This is a genomic window from Marinobacter sp. (assembly GCF_052091845.1).
Classification (GTDB): domain Bacteria; phylum Pseudomonadota; class Gammaproteobacteria; order Pseudomonadales; family Oleiphilaceae; genus Marinobacter.
The window spans coordinates 95,814-115,234 of record NZ_JBQDCO010000005.1 but is presented as its reverse complement, the minus strand read 5'-3'; the positions used below and the strand labels follow the sequence as shown (position 1 = coordinate 115,234).

16 protein-coding genes are annotated in these 19,421 nt (G+C 54.9%); 13 read left to right on the top strand and 3 right to left on the bottom strand.

Translation table 11 applies throughout. The features are described from left to right. The 10 genes from cysD to lnt all read left to right on the top strand — a co-directional run. Positions 1 to 737: sulfate adenylyltransferase subunit CysD (gene cysD / locus ACTHYN_RS03105; protein WP_441811039.1), on the top strand; the 737-nt coding region annotated here is incomplete at its 5' end. A gap of 1 nt (position 738) precedes the next feature. Continuing rightward, positions 739 to 2,397, top strand: a complete 1,659-nt coding sequence (cysN, locus tag ACTHYN_RS03100) for a sulfate adenylyltransferase subunit CysN (RefSeq protein WP_441811038.1) — start codon at positions 739 to 741, stop codon at positions 2,395 to 2,397. Between the two features lie 153 nt (positions 2,398 to 2,550). Continuing rightward, a complete protein-coding gene (locus tag ACTHYN_RS03095; protein ID WP_441811037.1) occupies positions 2,551 to 3,567 on the top strand; it encodes a nucleoid-associated protein in 1,017 nt (338 codons plus the stop codon). 262 nt (positions 3,568 to 3,829) lie between these two features. Next, positions 3,830 to 4,033: an addiction module protein gene (locus tag ACTHYN_RS03090; RefSeq protein WP_441811036.1), complete on the top strand. Its 204-nt coding sequence runs from the start codon at positions 3,830 to 3,832 to the stop codon at positions 4,031 to 4,033. After that, positions 4,030 to 4,332: a type II toxin-antitoxin system RelE/ParE family toxin gene (locus ACTHYN_RS03085; protein WP_441811035.1), complete on the top strand. Its 303-nt coding sequence runs from the start codon at positions 4,030 to 4,032 to the stop codon at positions 4,330 to 4,332. Before ACTHYN_RS03090 ends, ACTHYN_RS03085 begins: the two co-directional genes overlap by 4 nt. Positions 4,333 to 4,627: 295 nt before the next feature. Then, positions 4,628 to 5,974, top strand: a complete 1,347-nt coding sequence (miaB, locus tag ACTHYN_RS03080) for a tRNA (N6-isopentenyl adenosine(37)-C2)-methylthiotransferase MiaB (RefSeq protein WP_441811034.1) — start codon at positions 4,628 to 4,630, stop codon at positions 5,972 to 5,974. Positions 5,975 to 6,431: 457 nt separating this feature from the next. Then, positions 6,432 to 7,427, top strand: a complete 996-nt coding sequence (locus ACTHYN_RS03075; RefSeq protein WP_441811033.1) for a PhoH family protein — start codon at positions 6,432 to 6,434, stop codon at positions 7,425 to 7,427. Next, complete coding sequence (gene ybeY / locus ACTHYN_RS03070; protein ID WP_441811032.1) at positions 7,424 to 7,897, top strand: rRNA maturation RNase YbeY; 474 nt, start codon at positions 7,424 to 7,426, stop codon at positions 7,895 to 7,897. The genes ACTHYN_RS03075 and ybeY overlap by 4 nt, the downstream gene beginning before the upstream one ends. Continuing rightward, entirely contained in the window at positions 7,894 to 8,742 is an 849-nt protein-coding gene (locus ACTHYN_RS03065; RefSeq protein WP_441811031.1) for an HlyC/CorC family transporter, read from the top strand. The genes ybeY and ACTHYN_RS03065 overlap by 4 nt, the downstream gene beginning before the upstream one ends. Continuing rightward, positions 8,732 to 10,282 carry an apolipoprotein N-acyltransferase gene (lnt, locus tag ACTHYN_RS03060; protein ID WP_441811030.1) on the top strand — a complete coding sequence of 517 codons (1,551 nt, stop codon included), beginning with the start codon at positions 8,732 to 8,734 and terminating at the stop codon, positions 10,280 to 10,282. The genes ACTHYN_RS03065 and lnt overlap by 11 nt, the downstream gene beginning before the upstream one ends. 164 nt (positions 10,283 to 10,446) lie before the next feature. Here lnt and ACTHYN_RS03055 read toward each other — a convergent pair whose 3' ends face one another. After that, a complete protein-coding gene (locus ACTHYN_RS03055; protein ID WP_441811029.1) occupies positions 10,447 to 10,995 on the bottom strand; it encodes a zinc ribbon-containing protein in 549 nt (182 codons plus the stop codon). A 341-nt stretch (positions 10,996 to 11,336) separates the two neighbouring features. Between ACTHYN_RS03055 and leuS the strand changes: the two genes are divergently transcribed. The 3 genes from leuS to holA are packed head-to-tail and all read left to right on the top strand — an operon-like array spanning position 11,337 to position 15,515. Then, positions 11,337 to 13,922 (top strand): leucine--tRNA ligase, encoded by a 2,586-nt coding sequence (leuS, locus tag ACTHYN_RS03050; RefSeq protein WP_441811042.1) that lies wholly within the window; start codon positions 11,337 to 11,339, stop codon positions 13,920 to 13,922. A 1-nt stretch (position 13,923) separates the two neighbouring features. Beyond that, positions 13,924 to 14,511, top strand: a complete 588-nt coding sequence (locus ACTHYN_RS03045) for an LPS-assembly lipoprotein LptE (RefSeq protein WP_441811028.1) — start codon at positions 13,924 to 13,926, stop codon at positions 14,509 to 14,511. After that, entirely contained in the window at positions 14,508 to 15,515 is a 1,008-nt protein-coding gene (gene holA, locus ACTHYN_RS03040) for a DNA polymerase III subunit delta (RefSeq protein ID WP_441811027.1), read from the top strand. Before ACTHYN_RS03045 ends, holA begins: the two co-directional genes overlap by 4 nt. Before the next feature lie 85 nt (positions 15,516 to 15,600). On the opposite strand, the gene ACTHYN_RS03035 is transcribed toward holA, so the two are convergent. Further along, a complete protein-coding gene (locus tag ACTHYN_RS03035) occupies positions 15,601 to 17,397 on the bottom strand; it encodes an acyl-CoA dehydrogenase C-terminal domain-containing protein (RefSeq protein ID WP_441811026.1) in 1,797 nt (598 codons plus the stop codon). A 221-nt stretch (positions 17,398 to 17,618) separates the two neighbouring features. After that, positions 17,619 to 19,418 (bottom strand): acyl-CoA dehydrogenase C-terminal domain-containing protein, encoded by a 1,800-nt coding sequence (locus ACTHYN_RS03030; protein ID WP_441811025.1) that lies wholly within the window; start codon positions 19,416 to 19,418, stop codon positions 17,619 to 17,621. Positions 19,419 to 19,421: the final 3 nt, after the last annotated feature.

Sequence of the window (19,421 nt, the reverse complement as noted above, 5' to 3'; positions counted from 1 at the left end):
TCCCCCTGATGCACGTGGACACCACCTGGAAGTTCCGGGACATGATTGATTTTCGCGATCGCAAGGTCAAGGAATACGGGCTGGATCTGATTGTTCACACCAACCAGGATGGCGTGAATCAGGGCATTGGGCCGTTTTCCCACGGCAGTGCAAAACACACAGACGTGATGAAAACCCAAGCGCTTAAGCAGGCTCTGGACAAGTACGGCTTTGATGCCGCCTTCGGTGGCGCCCGCCGGGATGAAGAGAAATCCCGGGCCAAGGAACGGGTTTACTCATTTCGTGACGAATATCATCGCTGGGACCCGAAAAACCAGCGCCCGGAACTGTGGAACACCTACAACGGCAAGGTGAACAAAGGCGAGAGCATTCGCGTGTTCCCTCTCTCCAACTGGACCGAGTTGGATATCTGGCAGTACATCTATCTGGAAGGTATCGAAATTGTTCCCTTGTATTACTCAGCGATGCGGCCGGTGGTGGAGCGCGACGGCTCACTGATCATGGTGGATGACGACCGCATGCCACTGGAAGAGGGTGAAAAGCCGATGATGAAATCCATCCGCTTCCGCACCCTCGGGTGCTATCCACTGACCGGTGCCATCGAATCCGAGGCAGACACACTGCCCGAGATCATTCAGGAAATGCTGCTGGCCACCAGCTCAGAACGACAGGGCCGCGTGATAGACCACGATTCGGCCGGCTCCATGGAACAGAAAAAGCGGGAAGGGTACTTCTGATATGTCACACCAATCCGATCTCATCGCCGACGATATTCAGGCTTACCTCAAGCAGCACGAAAACAAGGAACTGTTGCGCCTGCTTACCTGTGGCAGCGTGGACGACGGCAAAAGCACGCTGATTGGCCGCCTGCTACACGACACCAAGATGATCTACGAAGACCATATGGCGAGCCTGAAAACCGACAGCGCCAAAATGGGCACCACCGGCGAAAAGCTCGACCTGGCGCTGCTGGTGGATGGCCTGCAGGCCGAGCGGGAACAGGGCATCACCATCGATGTGGCCTACCGCTACTTTTCCACCGACAAGCGAAAATTCATCATTGCCGATACCCCGGGGCATGAACAATACACCCGCAACATGGCCACCGGTGCATCCACGGCCCAGGTTGCCATTCTGATGATCGACGCCCGCCACGGCGTGCTGACCCAAACCCGGCGGCACTCGTTTATTGCGTCTTTGCTGGGCATCCGGCACATCATTGTGGCAGTGAACAAGATGGATCTGCTGGATTACAGCGAAGACCGCTTCAACGAAATCCGGGAAGAATACCTGGCCTTCGCCGCGCAGCTGGGGCTGAACGATATCCGCTTTGTGCCCATCTCGGCGCTGGAAGGCGATAACGTGGTCAACCGCAGCGAAAACACCCCCTGGTTCAGCGGCCAGCCTTTGATGGACATTCTGGAAACCGTGGAGACGGGTCGCGACAAGAACCTGGAGCATTTCCGCTTCCCGGTGCAGTACGTCACCCGCCCCGACCTCAACTTCCGTGGCTTCTGCGGCACGATCGCCTCCGGCGTGATCCGCCCGGGCGACAAGGTTATGGCCCTGCCCTCACGGCGCACAAGCACCATCAAGGAAGTAGTAACTTTCGATGGCAACCTTGAGGAAGCTTATATTGATCAGGCAGTCACGCTGACGCTGGAAGACGAGATTGATATCAGCCGTGGTGACATGTTGGTGAAACCAGAAGACGAACCCGAGGTGGGCAACCGTTTCAAAGCCAACATTGTATGGATGACGGACGCGCCTCTGCAAACCGGGCGTTTGTATGACATCAAACTTGGCCCCACGTTTACATCGGGTACGGTTCGCAGAATCCATTATCAAACGGATGTAAATACGCTGGAGCAGCATGCCAACCCAGACTTGCTACAAGTAAATGAGATAGGCCTGTGCGACCTCACCCTGAGCCAACCCATCGCGTTTGATGCCTACCAGCGTAATCACGCTACCGGCAGTTTTATTGTGATCGACAGGCTCACCAACGTAACGGTTGGCGCTGGCATGATCGATGGCCTGGCAGATACCGCAGGCACTCTGGAGCCTGTCAGCCCTGAGGAACGTGAGCGCCGGCTGGCGCAAAAGCCGATGATTATCGGCTGCTCCGGTAAGCAGGCTCACGCCCTTGCTCTCGCCGTTGAGCGCGCCCTGTTCGACCAAGGTAAAACGCCGGTGATCCTGAGCGAGGATAATGCCGGTGATGCCGACGACCGTCGTCGCACTGCACAACTGCTAACGGCCTATGGGCTGGTAGCGATTGTTGTGAGCCTTGGTACTGACATTGCCAATGTTTCGATAACGGCTGACAGCACAGAGGAAGTTTCAGGTGTTGCCGCAGCTCTTGTGCAAGAGTTGGTACGCGACAAGCGAGTATAAACCTGAACAAGTATTTATAGCGCCTGACGCATTGATAGAAGCCAGGCAGTCCTCGCATTAATCGTGAATGTATTTGTTGTACGTGGCAGAATCTGTAGCCCTGAAGGTTTCCTTCGGGGCTTTTTTGTTTCTTAATTCGGGAATTCTCTGTTTATGGCCATCAAGCATCTGCGCACCGCGTTTTCCAGTCAGTATCAGCCGGGGCAACCTGCCCGCCTTCAAAGTGGTGAAGCGCTGCAGGAGCCGGGTGGCGATTATGAGGGCCTGCATAAGCAGATGAAGCGACTGTTTAACAGCAAGCCGGGCAAAAAGTACGGGCGGTTTTCAGATGATATTGGCGAGAGTCCGTTTGCAAGCTGGCTGAAGGACTATCTTGAGGACAAGCAGAGTTTTGCGTCTTTCACTGACCGGTTGTTCGGGCAGTGGCAGGAGTTACTAACGGGTTCCCAGGAAGAGTTTCAAGGGCAACTTGTGGTGGTTCACGAGGCGCTGGCAGATTCAGATGTTGTGTATATGCTGATTATGGAAAGCGACGGAGCCCTGCGCTTTGATGGCAATCAGGCACTGGACACAACGGATGTGCTGAGCACATCGCGACTGAATCTGGCTGTACGTGTTGACCTGGATGACTGGCTGGGAGAAAACGCAGCAGAGAATTACCTTACGTTGGTTCATGCTCGTGGCACTGGCGAGCCGGGGGAGCTGTTTATTCGGCTGTGCGGCTTTACCAATCAAGTGGATGTGGAGAAGGAAACCCTCACGTTCCTGGATGCGGTGGAGGCGTTTGCCAAGTCCTCTGAGCCAGAGAAGGCCGGCGAGGTTCGTACCCGGGCTTATGAGTTTTGTAAGGAGCAGCATGCGCTGGGTGAGCCAGTTGCTATTGAGGCGTTGTCTGGTTATTTGGATGAGGACGAGCCGGAGCGTTTTAAGGAGTTTGCGAGTAAATCGGAGGAGATGCCCGAGAGTGGTGTGCTGCACCCGGATCATCGGAAGGTGAAGAAGCTGGTGCGTATTGCCGGGTCTGGCGGGGGTATGAGTGTTTCTTTTTCTTCCGATCTGGTAAATCAGGCGATTTATTATGATCGCGATACCGATGCGCTTACGATTACCCGGTTGCCTAAGGCTTTGCGGGAGCAGTTGGAGCGGTATCTTGAGAATCGGGGGGACTAACTCCCTTCTTGGGCGGGCGGCTCGGGCCTCGTTTGCCTGAGGCTTGTGAGGCAGGCTCCGCGGCGTCGCGAGGCTTTCTTCTGGAAAAAGCAACTCGCTGCGCTCAGACATCTTTTTCCGGCAGAAAGCCTCAGCACACCCCGGGCCGATCTGACGTTTCGGGTTTAACTTGAATTTCATGTATTTTTGGCCTCTTTATTCGTGAATGTATTTGCGGTTCGTGGCATGCTTTTATTCGGCTGCATTGTAAAAAGGGGGAGTTATGCAGAATATCGATCGGATGACTGACCTTGAAAAAGTTCATGCTATGGAACAGCTTTGGGAATCGCTCACGCGCGACGAGAGCCTGCCGGAACCACCGGAGTGGCACCGAGGCGAACTGCAGAGGCGCACGGCCAAGATCCAGGAAGGTAAGGTTAGCTATACAAGTCTGGACGAACTGAAGGAGCGCAGCGCTCAGGGATGAAGCATCGAAAGGTCAGGCTCACGGATGAAGCCTTAGCGGATTTCAACTCTGCCATTCATTTCTACGAAAAGCTTGTTGCTGGCCTGGGGCAATATTTTTCCAGCTCAATTATCACAGATCTTGAAGCTCTCGAGTTTTTCGGTGGCATCCACCAACAAAAGCTGGGGTATTATTGCTGCCCTTCAAAGCGTTTTCCTTTTCTGATTTATTACGACATCAATGAAGAAGAAGTCTCCGTTATCGCGATTCTGGATACGCGGGCTAATCCTGACAAAATGAAAAAGAGACTGCACTCCTAAAGCTCGGGGAAGTGGTTGGGAAGAGGCCTTCCAAAAATGTGGAGCGCCAAGGATGGCGCGACCAAGCCCTACAAGGATGTATTTACGGGCGTTTTTTGGAAGGCCTCTTCCCAACCGCTTCCTGCACCAATTGTAGAAACCCCGAGTGATACAAAAGCAATACTGGCAGTTTACCGAGACAACGCTGGTTACGGAATGATCACGCCGTTATAATACCCAGTTCTTCTTTTCAGTGTGCCCAATTCGGATTGTTCAAAATTCCAGGCACCACATACATCCAGTTGTGTTGAGACCCATGGCCAAAAAGCTATACATCAAAACCCACGGTTGCCAGATGAATGAATACGATTCATCGCGCATGGCCGATTTGTTAAAAACGGGCGAAGCGGTTGAGATGACCGATTCCCCAGACGACGCTGATATTCTGCTGCTGAACACCTGCTCCATCCGAGAAAAAGCTCAGGAAAAAGTGTTCCATCAGTTGGGTCGCTGGAAAAAACTGAAAACCAAAAAACCGGAACTGATCATTGGTGTTGGCGGTTGTGTGGCCAGCCAGGAAGGCGAGGCTATTATCAGCCGTGCGCCCTATGTTGATATGGTTTTCGGCCCGCAAACCCTGCACCGCCTGCCGGATATGATTACCGAAGTGCGTATGAAAGGTAACGGCGTGGGCGTGGTGGATGTGAGCTTTCCGGAAATCGAAAAGTTCGACAACCTGCCAGAGCCAGGTGCCGATGGCCCTTCTGCGTTTGTGTCGATTATGGAAGGCTGCAGCAAGTACTGTACCTTCTGCGTGGTGCCATACACTCGCGGTGAGGAAGTCAGCCGGCCTGCGGACGATGTAATAGCGGAAGTCGCGCACCTTGCCAGCCAGAACGTGCGTGAAGTGAATCTGCTGGGGCAGAATGTGAACGCTTATCAGGGCGAAACCCACGACGGCGATTTCATGGATCTGGCAGAACTGATCACCCTTATTGCCACCATCGACGGCATTGATCGTATTCGCTACACCACTTCGCACCCGGTGGAGTTTACCGATGCAATGATCGAGGTGTATGAGCAGGTTCCTGAATTGGTCAGCCATCTGCACCTGCCTGTACAAAGTGGCTCTGATCGCATTCTGGCGGCCATGAAGCGGGGCCACACGGCGCTGGAGTACAAATCCAAACTCCGCCGCTTGCGCAAGATTCGCCCGGACATCAGCTTTTCTTCAGATTTTATTATCGGCTTTCCCGGTGAAACCGAGAAGGATTTTGAAGATACCATGAAGCTGATCAACGATATCGGTTTCGATATGTCGTTCAGTTTCGTTTACAGCGCTCGCCCGGGTACGCCCGCCTCGGATTTACCAGACGACACCGAGATGGACGTGAAGAAGCAGCGCCTGAAAATCCTGCAGGATCGCATCAACCAGACGGTGATGGATATCAGCCGCAAGATGGTGGGTTCCACCCAGCGAATTCTGGTGACTGGCCTGTCGAAGAAGGACCCAGGTGAGTATTCCGGGCGCACTGAGAACAACCGAATTGTAAATTTCCGGCACGAGAATCCGGAGATTGTCGGCAACTTTATCGACGTGGAGATTGTAGAGGCCTACACGAACTCTCTGCGTGGTTTGCCTGTTGATTTGGAGATGTATTAGGCTTTGGCTCCTATGTGCTTGAGTCTTGGTGTTTGAGAGCGGTGGTGGCTCCCTCCCAAAAACCGCTACGAGCACATCCATGTGCGCTTGTTTCGGGCCATCCATGGCCCTCTACATTTTTGGGAGGGAGCCACCACCGCTCTCGGCAAGCCTAGGCGTAGCATGACAGTAAACAGAACTCACCATCCTCTATCCCACTGATTTATCCGACATCGATTTTAAAAGTAAACACTGCACCGCACTTGTTTTTTATGTCAGCGGCCTGCACATAGTTAGGAAACGGCTGGGGCGGGAAACGCCTCCCAAAAACGTGGAGGGCCAAGGATGGCCCGACCGAGCCCTACATGGACGTATTCACGGGCGCTTTTTGGGAGGCGTTTCCCGCCCCAGCCGTTGCACGACAATCAGCATTGCATACTCCCGTTCCAGATAGTCCGGGAGTATAAACGGAGAAAACTTGGACACCAACGATTCCAGACAATTCGATTTACATCCAGTAGATCAGCGCAGACTGGCCACTCTATGCGGCCAGTTTGACGAGAACCTGAAACACATCGAACGACGCCTGCAGGTCAAAGTTGGCCGCCGCGGCCATCATTTTCGTGTGGAAGGTGAAACCGAACACGTGGCCGCTGCCGTAGAAGTCATCCGGCACCTGTATCGGGAAACCGAAGCCACAGAAGACATTTCACCGGATACCGTTCATCTATACATCCGGGAAACCGGGTTCGAACGACTGCCCGAAGATGTCCCCTTCGATGGCGCCGTCACCACCATCAAAACCCCGAAACTCGTGGCCAAACCCCGCGGGGCGAATCAGCAAAAATATGTACACAGCATTCGCTCCCACGATGTCAATTTTGGCATTGGCCCTGCTGGCACGGGTAAAACCTGGCTGGCCGTTGCCTGTGCGGTGGAAGCTCTGAAAGACGAGCAGGTTAAACGGATTTTGCTGGTACGTCCGGCTGTTGAAGCAGGCGAGAAACTTGGCTTTTTGCCCGGGGATCTGGCGCAAAAAGTAGATCCGTATCTGAGACCGCTATACGACGCCCTTTATGAAATGCTCGGGTTCGACAATGTTACACGGCTAATTGAAAAAAGCGTGATCGAGATTGCGCCTCTGGCCTTCATGCGTGGTCGCACTCTGAATAACTCGTTTATTATTCTGGATGAAAGCCAGAACACCACCCGTGAGCAGATGAAAATGTTCCTCACACGGATCGGCTTTGGCTCCACAGCTGTGATCACCGGCGATACCACACAGGTCGACCTGCCCCGTGGTCAGAATTCGGGGCTGATTCATGCGGCAGGCGTACTCAGCAAGGTGACAGGCATAGGCTTTACCCGCTTTGAAGCCAAAGACGTTGTCCGCCACCCTCTGGTTCAACGGATCGTAGAAGCCTACGACTCCCTTGATGACGGTCACGATAAAGGGAGCGACCGTAAACAGTGAGTGAACTGACGGTTGATCTTCAAAACATGTTTTCCGGACCTGGCCTGCCGGATGAATCCCAGTTTCAAGCGTGGGCTCAAGCAGCCTGGCTGGGGCAAGCCCCCTCTGAGGTAACCATTCGCATTGTCGATATTGAAGAGGGCCAGGCGCTGAATCATCAGTACCGTGGCAAGGATAAACCCACGAATGTGTTGTCCTTCCCATTTGAAGCGCCACCCGGTATAACGGTGGCATTAGCCGGAGATTTGGTTATCTGTGCTCCGGTAGTGGAACGTGAAGCCCGGGAACAACACAAAGAACCCGCAACTCACTGGGCACACATGGTTGTGCACGGCATGCTTCACCTTCAGGGCTATGATCATATTAATAATGAAGACGCAGAGGCCATGGAGGCCCTGGAAATCCGGTTGCTGGCACAGTTTGGGTTCGGCAATCCCTACGCAGCAGAGGAAACGGTAAAAGACTCATGAGCGACGACCAGTCGAGTCACAGTCAGGGCAGCAACAAGTCCTGGCTGGAGCGTATATCACATGCTTTCTCCAGTGGGCCTGAATCTATCGAAGACGTACTGGAAGTTCTGCGAGATTCCGAATCCCGGGCTATTATCGATGTGGATGCCATGAGCATCATCGAAGGTGCCATGCAGGTAGTGGACATGCGGGTGGATGAAATCATGATTCCACGCTCGCAAATGGTCACCGTTCGCGCCTCTCAGGATCCGAAAGAGTACCTGGATGAAATCATCGCCTCTGCCCACAGCCGGTTTCCGGTTATTGGCGACAGCCAGGATGATGTCGTCGGTGTTCTTCTCGCCAAAGATCTTCTACCGTTAGCCCTCGATGATGATATGGACTGGTCACACGTTCGCGAACTGCTGCGCCCGCCTACGTTTGTTCCCGAGAGCAAGCGCCTGAACCAGCTTCTCAAGCAGTTCAAGGAAAACCGTAATCACATGGCCATTGTTGTGGATGAATACGGCGGAACAGCAGGCCTGGTAACCATTGAAGATGTTCTGGAACAGATCGTTGGCGAAATCGAGGATGAACACGATTTCGACGAAGAAACACACATTAAGACTCGAGGCGACGGCTCTTACGCCGTAAAAGCCGTCACACCGGTTGACGATTTTAACGAGTTTTTCAATACCGGGCTGGATGAAGAAGAATTCGACACGGTGGGTGGCGTCGTCCTCAAAGAGTTCGGGCACCTGCCCAGGCGGGGAGAAACAGTTGAATTCGGCGGGTTGTGCTTTACCATTGCCAACGCCGACAACCGTGTCATCCGTCTGTTACAGGTAACCCGTAGTGAGCAGTGACCGTTCAGAACCCCTTATTCCCCCAGTTCACCCGTTTCTCTCCAACCGCTGGTTAAATGCCGCAACCCTTGTGGTAGCCGGCGCGTTGCAGACCCTGACTTTTTCGCCATTCCATGTTTGGTGGCTTGGCCCGGTTTCCATGCTGCTCATTGTGCTGGCCACCCTTCCCCTGGCGGCAAGAAGGCTCTTCCCGGCAGGCTGGTTCACGGGTATGGGGCTGTTTGGCTCGGGGGCAAGCTGGGTTTACATCAGTATTAGTGAATTCGGCAATACGTCGATTCCTGTCTCGATATTGCTCACAGTGCTGTTTGTTGCAGGCCTGGCCTTGTTCCCTGCCCTGGCCTTCTGGTTCTGGGGCAAACTGGCCAGGAACAGCGCGATGCGAAGGCTTATTCTTTTCCCCGCTATCTGGGTCCTCGGGGACTGGCTTCGTGGCTGGCTGCTAACCGGCTTTCCATGGTTGTATCTGGGCACCGCCCACACCGACGGCCCGCTAGCCGGGCTGGCGCCGGTGATGGGTGTGCACGGCCTCACCTTCCTGATCGCTGCCAGCGGTGCTGCCATGTTTGCAGCCGGCTGGCTTGTGTATAAGCAACGCCACGCCAGCGCAGGTATTCTGGCCGTTTTGACACTGGTTCCCTGGCTTCTTTCCCCGGCACTCAACCGCGTTGACTGGACAGATCTCAGCACTGAACCTACTTCGGTCGCAGCTATGCAGGGCAACGTTCCACAGCAAATCAAGTGGGATCCGGAGTTTTTGAAGGATCAGATTGTGGCCTACCTGGGCATGACGGAAACCTATTGGGACACGGATCTGATTCTGTGGCCGGAGACGGCGATTCCTATTCCTCAGGATCAGGCGGGTAAGATCATTGATCATATCAAGGAGACGCTCGGCGACGAGAGCACGCTGATAACGGGCATTCCCTGGTACGGCTACAGTGAGCGGGCCGATGGTTTTACGTTTCACAACAGTATTACCGCGATCGGAAACGGCGAAGGCATGTACCACAAACAGAAGCTGGTCCCTTTTGGGGAGTATGTTCCGCTTGAGGGTATTCTGCGGGGGCTGATCGGCTTTTTTGACTTACCTATGTCGAGCTTTACCCGGGGCCCGGAAAACCAGGGGCCTTTAGAGGCCAATGGCACTCGGGTGATGCCGTTTATTTGTTATGAAGTGGCATACCCGGATTTTCTTGCACGCAACGCGGTGAATACGGATTTGTTACTGACGATCAGCAACGATGGCTGGTTCGGAGATTCTGTGGGGCCGCTGCAACACTTGCAGATTGCCCGTATGCGGGCGTTGGAGACCGGGCGTTATATGATTCGTGGCACCAACAATGGAGTGACGGCGATCATTGATAACAAGGGGCAGATTACGGCGCGCATTCCGCAGTTTGAGCGGGCTGTACTGACGGGTGAAGTGTTCAAGGCGAGTGGCAGTACGCCTTATATGTCGACAGCATCCTGGCCGGTGTTGACGTTGGCGTTGATTTTGATTGTGTTTGTTCGAGAGCGGGTTATTCCTAAGGACTGATTTTCTGCCACTGCCGCTTGGGAGCACACAGCCAAGGTCGGGCAGCTTTTCAAAACACGCCACAAGTACATCCCTGTAGGCTCGGCTCCGCCCTTTAGCGCTTATTGCTCCTGCGTCGCGCTAAAGGTCCTGGGCAAGCCGTCCTTGCTTGCCGGCGGATAAATTCAGCTCTCTTTTCGTGGCCAGTGGCTGGTCACACGCTTGTAGTATTGTGAACCACAAGCGTCACAAGGCTCCAGGTGACTGGTGGATGTGAGGCACAGCATGTGTTCGCAGTTCAGGCACTGGAACATGCCAGCTGTGGCAACCTCACCGGCGATATACTGCCCGGCTTCGTGGCTTTCCAGTTTTTGCCTCAGTGCAAGTGTGTCCACCAGAGTCTGGTCGGCCACCGACAACAAGCGCTCGGTCAGCCGCTGTTCCAGTAGCGACATATCAAGTTGCAACCACTCTGCCAGGCCTTCACCGGTTTCATCCACAAAGTGAATAAGGTGTTCCAGATCCCTTTGGAGGTAGGTACCAAGGAGACTGATTTCATCCTTGGTCATTTCCTCCAGTTCCTGCTCTGCCTCGATGGCGTTATCTACTTCCTCTTCCAGAGTTTCCAGGGTGGTTTCCTGCATGGTGCGCAGGCGGCCCTGTACCTGCTCAAGCATGCGATCATAGGCTTCAAGTGCCTTGCCTGAGAGATGGTTTCGCTCATTGTCTGTCATTGACTGCTCCTCATAGTTTGCCGGCCGGCGGCAGGTGGGGCTCTCCGGGACTGTCTGCAGCAGGGATGCTGCAGTCAAGCCTACTTGGGTGAAGCAAGCGTTTATGAAGCAAAGCTTCATGCGCCGCTGAACGACAGCAATCTATGATTGCTGGCCGGACCCCGCCAGGGGGATTCACGGCGTGTCCCGGAGAGCCCCACCTGCCGCCGGCCTTCACCATAACTCTCATCATGGCACAGTCTAAGCGTTTTGGCAGGCTACCTGTTACGCCCTGTGTGCGTTAGAATGTTTGACCGCTTCGCACATCTTTTTTATACAGGGTAACTTTGGTAATGGCAGGTATGGACGAGCAGTACAATCCCCGCGATGTAGAACACAATGCACGCACGTTCTGGGAAGAGAACAAAACCTTCGAGGTTCGGGAAGAGCCGGGTAAGCCGAAGTACTACTGCCTGTCCATGTTCCCCTACCCCAGTGGCAAACTGCACATGGGGCATGTGCGCAACTACACTATTGGCGATGTAATCTCCCGCTATCAGCGCATGCTGGGCAAAAACGTAATGCAACCCATGGGCTGGGATGCGTTTGGCCTGCCTGCTGAAAACGCAGCCATTGCCAACAAAAGTGCACCAGCAAAGTGGACCCACTCCAACATCGAGTACATGAAAAACCAGCTTAAACAGCTGGGTTTTGGTTACGACTGGAGCCGCGAACTGGCCACCTGCAAGCCGGATTACTATCGCTGGGAACAGTGGTTCTTCGCCCGCCTTTATGAAAAGGGCCTGGTGTATAAAAAAATGGCCACTGTTAACTGGGACCCCGTCGACCAGACGGTTCTGGCAAACGAACAGGTTGTTGACGGCCGCGGATGGCGTTCCGGCGCACTGGTAGAGCAGAAAAAAATCCCTCAGTGGTTTATTCGCATTACCGATTACGCGGAAGAACTGCTGAACGACATGGACGATCTGGATGGCTGGCCGGAACAGGTCAAAACCATGCAGCGTAACTGGATTGGCAAGTCCGTGGGCACTGAACTGACCTTTCCCATGAAGGACAGCGAAGACGGCCTTACAGTTTACACTACTCGCCCGGACACCTTGATGGGCGTGAGCTATATGGCGGTTGCTGCGGAACACCCTCTGGCCAGGGCAGCCGCTGAGCGGCACTCGGATGTTGCAGCGTTTGTTGAAGAGTGCCGCAACAGCAAGGTAGCTGAAGCTGACATGGCGACCATGGAAAAGAAAGGCGTGGATACCGGGTTCATGGCCATCAACCCTCTCAACCAGGAAGAAATTCCGGTTTGGGTCGCCAACTTTGTACTCACCGATTACGGCACCGGCGCACTGATGGCAGTGCCGGGGCACGATGAGCGCGACCATGAGTTTGCGGTGAAGTATCGCTTGCCGGTCAAGCAGGTGATTGCCGCCAGTGATGGCCGCGACATTGATGTGCAGGAAGAGGCGTTTTCCGGAAAAGGCGTGCTGGTTTCCTCGGGCAAATACAGCGGTCTGACCAGCGACGAAGCGTTTGAAGCCATTGCCGACCACCTGGAAGAGACCGGCATTGGCAAGCGCACCGTCAACTACCGCCTGCGTGACTGGGGCGTGTCGCGCCAGCGTTACTGGGGCGCGCCCATTCCGATGATGACCCTGGAAGACGGCACCCAACGCCCCGTACCGGACGACCAGCTACCGGTTCGCTTGCCGGAAGACGTTGAAATGGACGGTGTTCAGTCGCCCTTAAAAGCCAACCCTGAGTGGGCAAGAACGACGTTCGAAGGCCAACCGGCCACTCTGGAAACCGATACCTTCGACACTTTTATGGAGTCTTCCTGGTACTACGCGCGTTTCTGCAGCCCGAATTACGACAAGGGTATGCTTGACCCGGCTGCTGCCAATTACTGGCTGCCAGTGGATCAGTATATCGGTGGCATCGAGCACGCCATACTGCACCTGCTTTACGCCCGTTTCTTCCACAAACTCCTGCGTGATGTGGGCCTGGTAGACAGCCCGGAGCCGTTCAAACAACTTCTGACTCAGGGCATGGTGCTGGCCGAGACCTATTACCGCGAAGATAATAAAGGCGGCACTACCTGGATTGCACCCGCAGATGTAACGGTTGAGCGAGACGAAAAGGGCCAGGTTGTTGGCGCTGTGCACAAGGAAGACGGACAGCCGGTCATGACCGGTGGTGTCACCAAAATGTCCAAATCGAAGAACAACGGCATTGACCCGCAATCGATTATCGACGCCCATGGCGCCGATACAGTGCGCCTGTTCATGATGTTTGCCGCGCCACCGGAACAATCCCTGGAATGGTCAGATAGCGCTGTGGAAGGCGCTCACCGTTTTCTTAAGCGTTTGTGGCGCCTGGTGAGCGAACAGGTAGCCGGTGGCCCTGCCCCCGCACTGGATGCGAGCGCATTAAACGACAAGCAAAAAGATCTTCGTCGTAAAACCCACGAAACCATTACCAAGGTGAGCGACGATGTCAGCCGCCGCCTGACCTTCAACACGGCTATCGCAGCAGTTATGGAGCTGCTGAACGGTGTCAGCAAGCTAAGCGGTGACGAGCCACAAACCCGCGCAGCCCGCCAGGAAGCGCTGGAAACAGCCGTGCTGATGCTGTCGCCGATTGTGCCTCATATCTGCCACACACTTTGGCAAAACCTGGGGCACACAGACCCGGTTGTAGACGCCACCTGGCCAGTCGCCGATGAAACCGCCATGGTTCGCAGCCAGATTCAGGTGGTTCTGCAGGTAAATGGCAAGGTACGCGCCAAGGTGGATGTTCCGGCCGATATCAGCAAAGCGGACCTGGAGGCCCTGGCTCTGGAGAATGAAAACATTGTGCGCTTCACTACAGACGCGACGGTTCGCAAGGTAATCGTTGTGCCCGGCAAGCTGGTGAACGTGGTGGCCAACTAATATGCGCCTCTGCACCCTGTACAAAAATGCAGCCCGACTGATTTCCGTCAGCGCGATGGCCGTTAGTCTGGCGGCCTGTGGGTTTCAGTTACGGGGTGCCCCTCCGGTTTCTTCAGCACTGGAGCCCCTAAACCTGCTTTGCAAGGCCCCTGTGCCTGCAAGCCTTTGCCAATCTGTTCGCGAACAGCTTGAGCTGGGAGGCGTGGAGCTGGCATCCGGCGAAAAGGCGAGCTATCACCTCAAAATCCAGAACTTTGCGCAGGATCGCCGGGCTTCCGCAATAACCGTTCAGGCAGCGGCGGCCGAGTACACACTTCGGCATTCGGTAGATCTTGAACTGATCAGTGCCGACAAGGTTCCGATTATCGCCAGCACTCGTCTCACAGCCAGCGAAAGTTACAGATACGACGAAACCAACGTGCTCGCCAAACAACGGGAAGAAGAAAATCTGCGGCGCCAGCTAAGCGACCGTTTGGCGCAGCAGATCATTTTCCGGCTGGCTCCCATTACACAGGAACGGCTCCAGGACATTCGTGCCAGCCATGAAGCGGCTGGCACCGCGGATAACACGCAAACCGACACTCCATGAAGACAAACCCGGGCCAACTTCCCCAGCTTCTTCGCAAAGGCCTTGCGCCTGTGTATCTGATATCCGGAGATGAACCGCTTCTGGTGCAGGAGTGCTGTGACCTGGTCCGGGGGGCCGCCAAAGACGCCGGCTTTCATGATCGACTCACCTTCCACGCCGATCAACACCTTGACTGGGGTTCTGTTGCAGAAGAATTCAGCGCCATGTCGCTGTTTTCTGACCGGCGCAGGATCGAGATCCGACTACCCACGGGAAAGCTGGGGGATGGCCGTGCCGTGCTGGAACGGGTTCTGCAGCAGCCCCCCGAAGACATTATTGTGCTACTCATCAGCGCCCGGCTGGATGCTGCTGAAACCCGCCGCAAGTGGTACAAAGAGCTGCAGGCCAAAGGTGTTCATATACCTGTATGGCCGGTAGATGCAGATAAATTTCCGGGCTGGCTTCAGCAGCGAGCTAAAAACCAGGGCCTGAGCCTTACCCGCGGCGCACTGACCATGCTAGCCGAACGGCTTGAAGGCAACCTTCTGGCCGCCAGCCAGGAACTGGATCGCTTATCCCTCTTTACCAACGGCAAAACCATTGACGAAGAAGCCGTTGAGCAAGCCGTTCAGGACAGCTCCCGCTTCAATGGTTTTGAGCTGGTCACCGAATTGCTTACCGGCCGGGCAGCCCACGCCGGCAAGGTCATAGGTGTACTGCAACAGGAAGGTGAAAACCCTCTCGGGCTGTTGGCGGTGTTAACCCGGGATTTAAATCTTCTCCTGGAGCTTAAAACGGGCAGCAATAAAAACGAGAGCCCTGCCACATTTTTCAAAAAACGCGGCGTCTTTCAGCCTCAACGCGCCCGGGCACTGGAGCAGGCTGCCCGAAGGCTGAACCCGATGCAGCTGCAGCAGGCTATCAACCTCTGCAGTCAGATTGACCGTGCCGCAAAAGGCTTTGACGAGCTTTCTCCCTGGCATTACCTGCGGGATATGTCCGCCCTGCTCGCAGCCAAACGTTAACCTGCACCGGGCCAAAACCAGAAGAAACAGCACAAAAAAGCAGGCCCCAAGGCCTGCTTTTTTGCTTACACCGACTGCGAAAAAATCAGAATTCGTCGGCGGTCAAAGCCATCATCGAATCACTTCCGCTGCGAATACCTTCCGCCAACGAAACCGTTTTCGGTAACAGGCGATCATAGTAAAAACGCGCGGTTTTCAGCTTGCCACTGTAAAAACCAGAGGTGTCATTACCGGCTTTGGGTGCCGCTGCCTTCACCGTAAGCGCCCACATGTAGCCCAGCGCAGTCAGGCCAAACAGGTCCAGGTAGTCTACGGAAGCCGCACCCACTGCGTCCGGATCCTGGGAGGCCTGCTTGATGACATGCTCGGTAACATCTGACAGGCGCTCGAATGCCGCAGCAAGTGGCTCCAGGTATGGGCGCAGGTTTTCGTCACTGCTGTTTTCTTCAATAAAGCTTGCCACGTCTTCGGCGAACAGCTCGAACAACTTGCCCTGGCTGCCCACCACCTTGCGCCCCATCAGGTCCAGTGCCTGGATACCGTTGGTGCCTTCATAGATCTGGGTAATACGGCAATCACGCACCAACTGCTCCTGGCCCCATTCGCGGATGAAACCGTGGCCACCAAATATTTGCTGCCCCATGATACAGGCATCCAGACCACGGTCGGTCAGGAAGGCCTTGGCAACCGGGGTCAGCAACGCCACCATGCCTTCGGCGTGCTTGCGACGATCTTCTTCCGCCGGGGCTGCGTATTTGGCGATATCCAGCCATTGCGCCACGTAGGTAGAGAAGGTACGACCGCCTTCAACGTAGCCTTTCATGCTCAGTAACATACGTCGCACATCCGGGTGCACCAGGATAGGGTCAGCAGCTTTTTCAGGCTGCTGCGCGCCGGTGGGTGCACGGCTTTGAGTGCGGTCCATGGCGTATTCCCGTGCGCTCTGCAGCGACGCTTCCGCTGCACCAATGCCCTGAATTCCCACGCCCAGGCGCTCATAGTTCATCATGGTGAACATGGCATTCAAGCCTTTGTTCTCTTCACCCACAAGCCAGCCTTTCGCGCCATCAAAGTTCATCACGCAGGTGGCAGAGCCCTTGATGCCCATCTTCTTCTCGAGGGACCCGCACGCGAGGCTGTTACGCTCGCCCAGGGAGCCGTCTTCGTTTACCAGAAACTTGGGAACCAACAGCAGGGAAATACCCTTGGGACCCTTAGGTGCGCCCGGCAGCTTGGCCAGTACCAGGTGGATAATGTTTTCTGCCATGTCATGCTCGCCCCAAGTGATAAAAATCTTGGTGCCAGTGACGTTAAACGAGCCGTCGTCATTGGGCTCGGCTTTGGTCCGAATAATGCCCAGGTCGGTTCCGGCGTGGGGCTCGGTCAGGTCCATCGCCCCGGACCAAACGCCCGAGTACATGTTGGGCAGGTACTTTTCTTTCAGTTCCTGGCTGCCGTGGGCATCGACTGCAAGGCAGGCACCCGCCGTCAGCATAGGCGCAAGGCCAAAGGCCATATTGGCGCCTTGCATCATTTCTTCAAATTGAGCCACGAGTGTTTTAGGCATGCCCATACCGCCAAATTCGGTATTGCCGCCCAACCCGTTCCAGCCACCCTCTACAATCGTTTGATACGCTTCTTTGAAGCCGTCCGGCGTGGCTACTTCGCCCTGATTCCACTTGCAGCCCTGCTCGTCTGCTTCGCGGTTCAATGGTGCCAGTACGCCGCTGGTGATTTTACCCGCTTCCTCAAGAATCGCGTCTGCCGTTTCCGGATCTACGTTCTCTGCAACTTTGGGCAGTGAAGCCCAAAGTGCCGGAGTATCAAAAACTTCGTTCAGTACAAAGCGCATGTCACGTAAGGGTGCCTGGTAATCGGCCATTTAAACTCTCCAAATTCAAAAATCAATCTGTCTGTAAGGGGGCGTTAAAAGGTTAATCCCCATTCGCCTGCCGGCACTGTGTATCCGGTTCTGCTGTTTTTTATGGTGGCTATTCTATCGCAAAACTGCTGATAACTCATGAAAAAAGCCCGGCTCCTGAGAGCTCGGGCTTTGATCTGTTACCGGTCAACTTTCTGCAATTTTCAGGGTCAGAGCCATGATCAAAGTGCGAAAGCTTCTTCTGGCATGTCCAGCAGCGTATCGGCACCCGCCATCATGCTTACTGCGTGCCCTTTGGTGCGCGGCAGCATGCGGGTGAAGTAGAAGCGAGCGGTTTGCACCTTGGCGGTGTAGAACATCTCTTCACTGGTGCCTTCAGCCAGCTTGTCCTGTGCGATTTTGGCCATACGGGCCCACAGGTAAGCAAACACCGCGTAACCGGAGTACATCAGGTAGTCCACAGATGAAGCACCGACTTCTTCGCGGTTCTTCATGGCGGTCATGCCCACTTTCATGGTCAGGTCGCCCCACTCTTTGTTGAGCTCTGCCAACGGCTCAATGAACTGCTTCATCTGCTCGTTATCAGCGTTTTCCTTGCAGAACTTATGCACCTGTTTGGTGAAGCCCTTGAGCGACTCACCCTGGGTCATCAGCACTTTACGGCCAAGCAGGTCCAGCGCCTGAATGCCAGTAGTACCCTCGTAGATCATGCCAATGCGGGCATCACGCACATTCTGCTCCATGCCCCACTCGGAGATGTATCCGTGGCCACCAAAGACCTGCATACCCAGGTTCGCGGCCTCGTAGCCAATCTCGGTCAGGAATGCCTTGGCAATTGGTGTGAGGAAGCCCAATAGATCATCGGCCTCTTTACGCGATTCTTCTGTCTTGCCGCGCTCAATCAGATCCGCCTTTTGTGCAGTCAGATAAATCAGCGCGCGGGCACCTTCTGCTACCGCTTTCTGGGTCAGCAGCATACGGCGGACATCAGGGTGAACAATGATGGGGTCTGCGATACCGTCGGGGTTTTTGGGTCCGCTCAGTGAGCGCATGGCCAGACGGTCTTTGGCGTAAGCCAACGATCCCTGAAAACCCAGCTCGGCGGCGCCCAAACCTTGAATGGCGGTACCAATACGAGCCACGTTCATGAAGGTGAACATGCAGTTCAGGCCCCGGTTCTCCGGCCCGATCAACCAACCTTTGGCACCATCAAAGTTCATTACACAGGTGGCGTTACCGTGAATACCCATTTTGTGCTCGATAGAGCCGCAAGATACCGCGTTGCGATCTCCGGCAGAGCCGTCACTGGCAGGTAGGCACTTGGGTACGATAAACAGGGAAATGCCCTTGGTACCCGACGGTGCACCGGGCAAACGCGCCAACACTATGTGAACAATGTTATCAGTCATGTCGTGCTCACCGGCGGAGATGAAAATCTTGGTGCCGGTAATGCTGTAGGAGCCGTCTGAATTAGGCTCTGCCTTGCTGCGCAGGGTGCCCAGATCCGAGCCACAATGGGCCTCGGTCAAACACATGGTGCCTGTCCACTCACCGCTGATCATTTTGGTGAGATAGGTTTGCTTTTGCTCTTCGGTGCCATGGGCTTCGATGGTGTTGATCGCGCCATGGCTCAACCCTGGGTACATGCCCCAGGACCAGTTAGCCGTGCCATTCAGTTCGCTCATGACAATACCCAGCGAATCCGGCAGGCCCTGACCACCATAGTTGGGGTCGGCCGCCAGTGATGGCCAGCCACCCTCTACAAACTGGTCGTAGGCTTCCTTGAAACCTGTTGGCGTTTTAACGCCGTCTTCACTCCAGGTGCAGCCTTCGTTATCGCCAACCGCGTTCAGCGGAGACAATACCTGTTCAGCAAACTTCGCACCTTCCTGGATAATGGCATCAACCATATCCGGAGTGGCATCTTCTGCGCCTTCCAGACTGGCGTAGTGGGCCTCGCTGTCGAGCAGCTCGTTCATTACGAATTTGATATCACGCAGGGGCGCTTTGTACTCAGGCATGTA

Bases quoted from the DNA above. Each gene is read 5' to 3' on its own strand.
- miaB (WP_441811034.1), top strand. From the start codon at position 4,628: ATGGCCAAAAAGCTATACATCAAAACCCACGGTTGCCAGATGAATGAA.
- ACTHYN_RS03055 (WP_441811029.1), bottom strand. From the start codon at position 10,995: ATGACAGACAATGAGCGAAACCATCTCTCAGGCAAGGCACTTGAAGCC.
- holA (WP_441811027.1), top strand. From the start codon at position 14,508: ATGAAGACAAACCCGGGCCAACTTCCCCAGCTTCTTCGCAAAGGCCTT.
- cysN (WP_441811038.1), top strand. From the start codon at position 739: ATGTCACACCAATCCGATCTCATCGCCGACGATATTCAGGCTTACCTC.
- ACTHYN_RS03030 (WP_441811025.1), bottom strand. From the start codon at position 19,418: ATGCCTGAGTACAAAGCGCCCCTGCGTGATATCAAATTCGTAATGAAC.
- ACTHYN_RS03090 (WP_441811036.1), top strand. From the start codon at position 3,830: ATGCAGAATATCGATCGGATGACTGACCTTGAAAAAGTTCATGCTATG.
- ACTHYN_RS03035 (WP_441811026.1), bottom strand. From the start codon at position 17,397: ATGGCCGATTACCAGGCACCCTTACGTGACATGCGCTTTGTACTGAAC.
- ACTHYN_RS03045 (WP_441811028.1), top strand. From the start codon at position 13,924: ATGCGCCTCTGCACCCTGTACAAAAATGCAGCCCGACTGATTTCCGTC.
- leuS (WP_441811042.1), top strand. From the start codon at position 11,337: ATGGACGAGCAGTACAATCCCCGCGATGTAGAACACAATGCACGCACG.
- ACTHYN_RS03095 (WP_441811037.1), top strand. From the start codon at position 2,551: ATGGCCATCAAGCATCTGCGCACCGCGTTTTCCAGTCAGTATCAGCCG.
- ACTHYN_RS03085 (WP_441811035.1), top strand. From the start codon at position 4,030: ATGAAGCATCGAAAGGTCAGGCTCACGGATGAAGCCTTAGCGGATTTC.
- ACTHYN_RS03065 (WP_441811031.1), top strand. From the start codon at position 7,894: ATGAGCGACGACCAGTCGAGTCACAGTCAGGGCAGCAACAAGTCCTGG.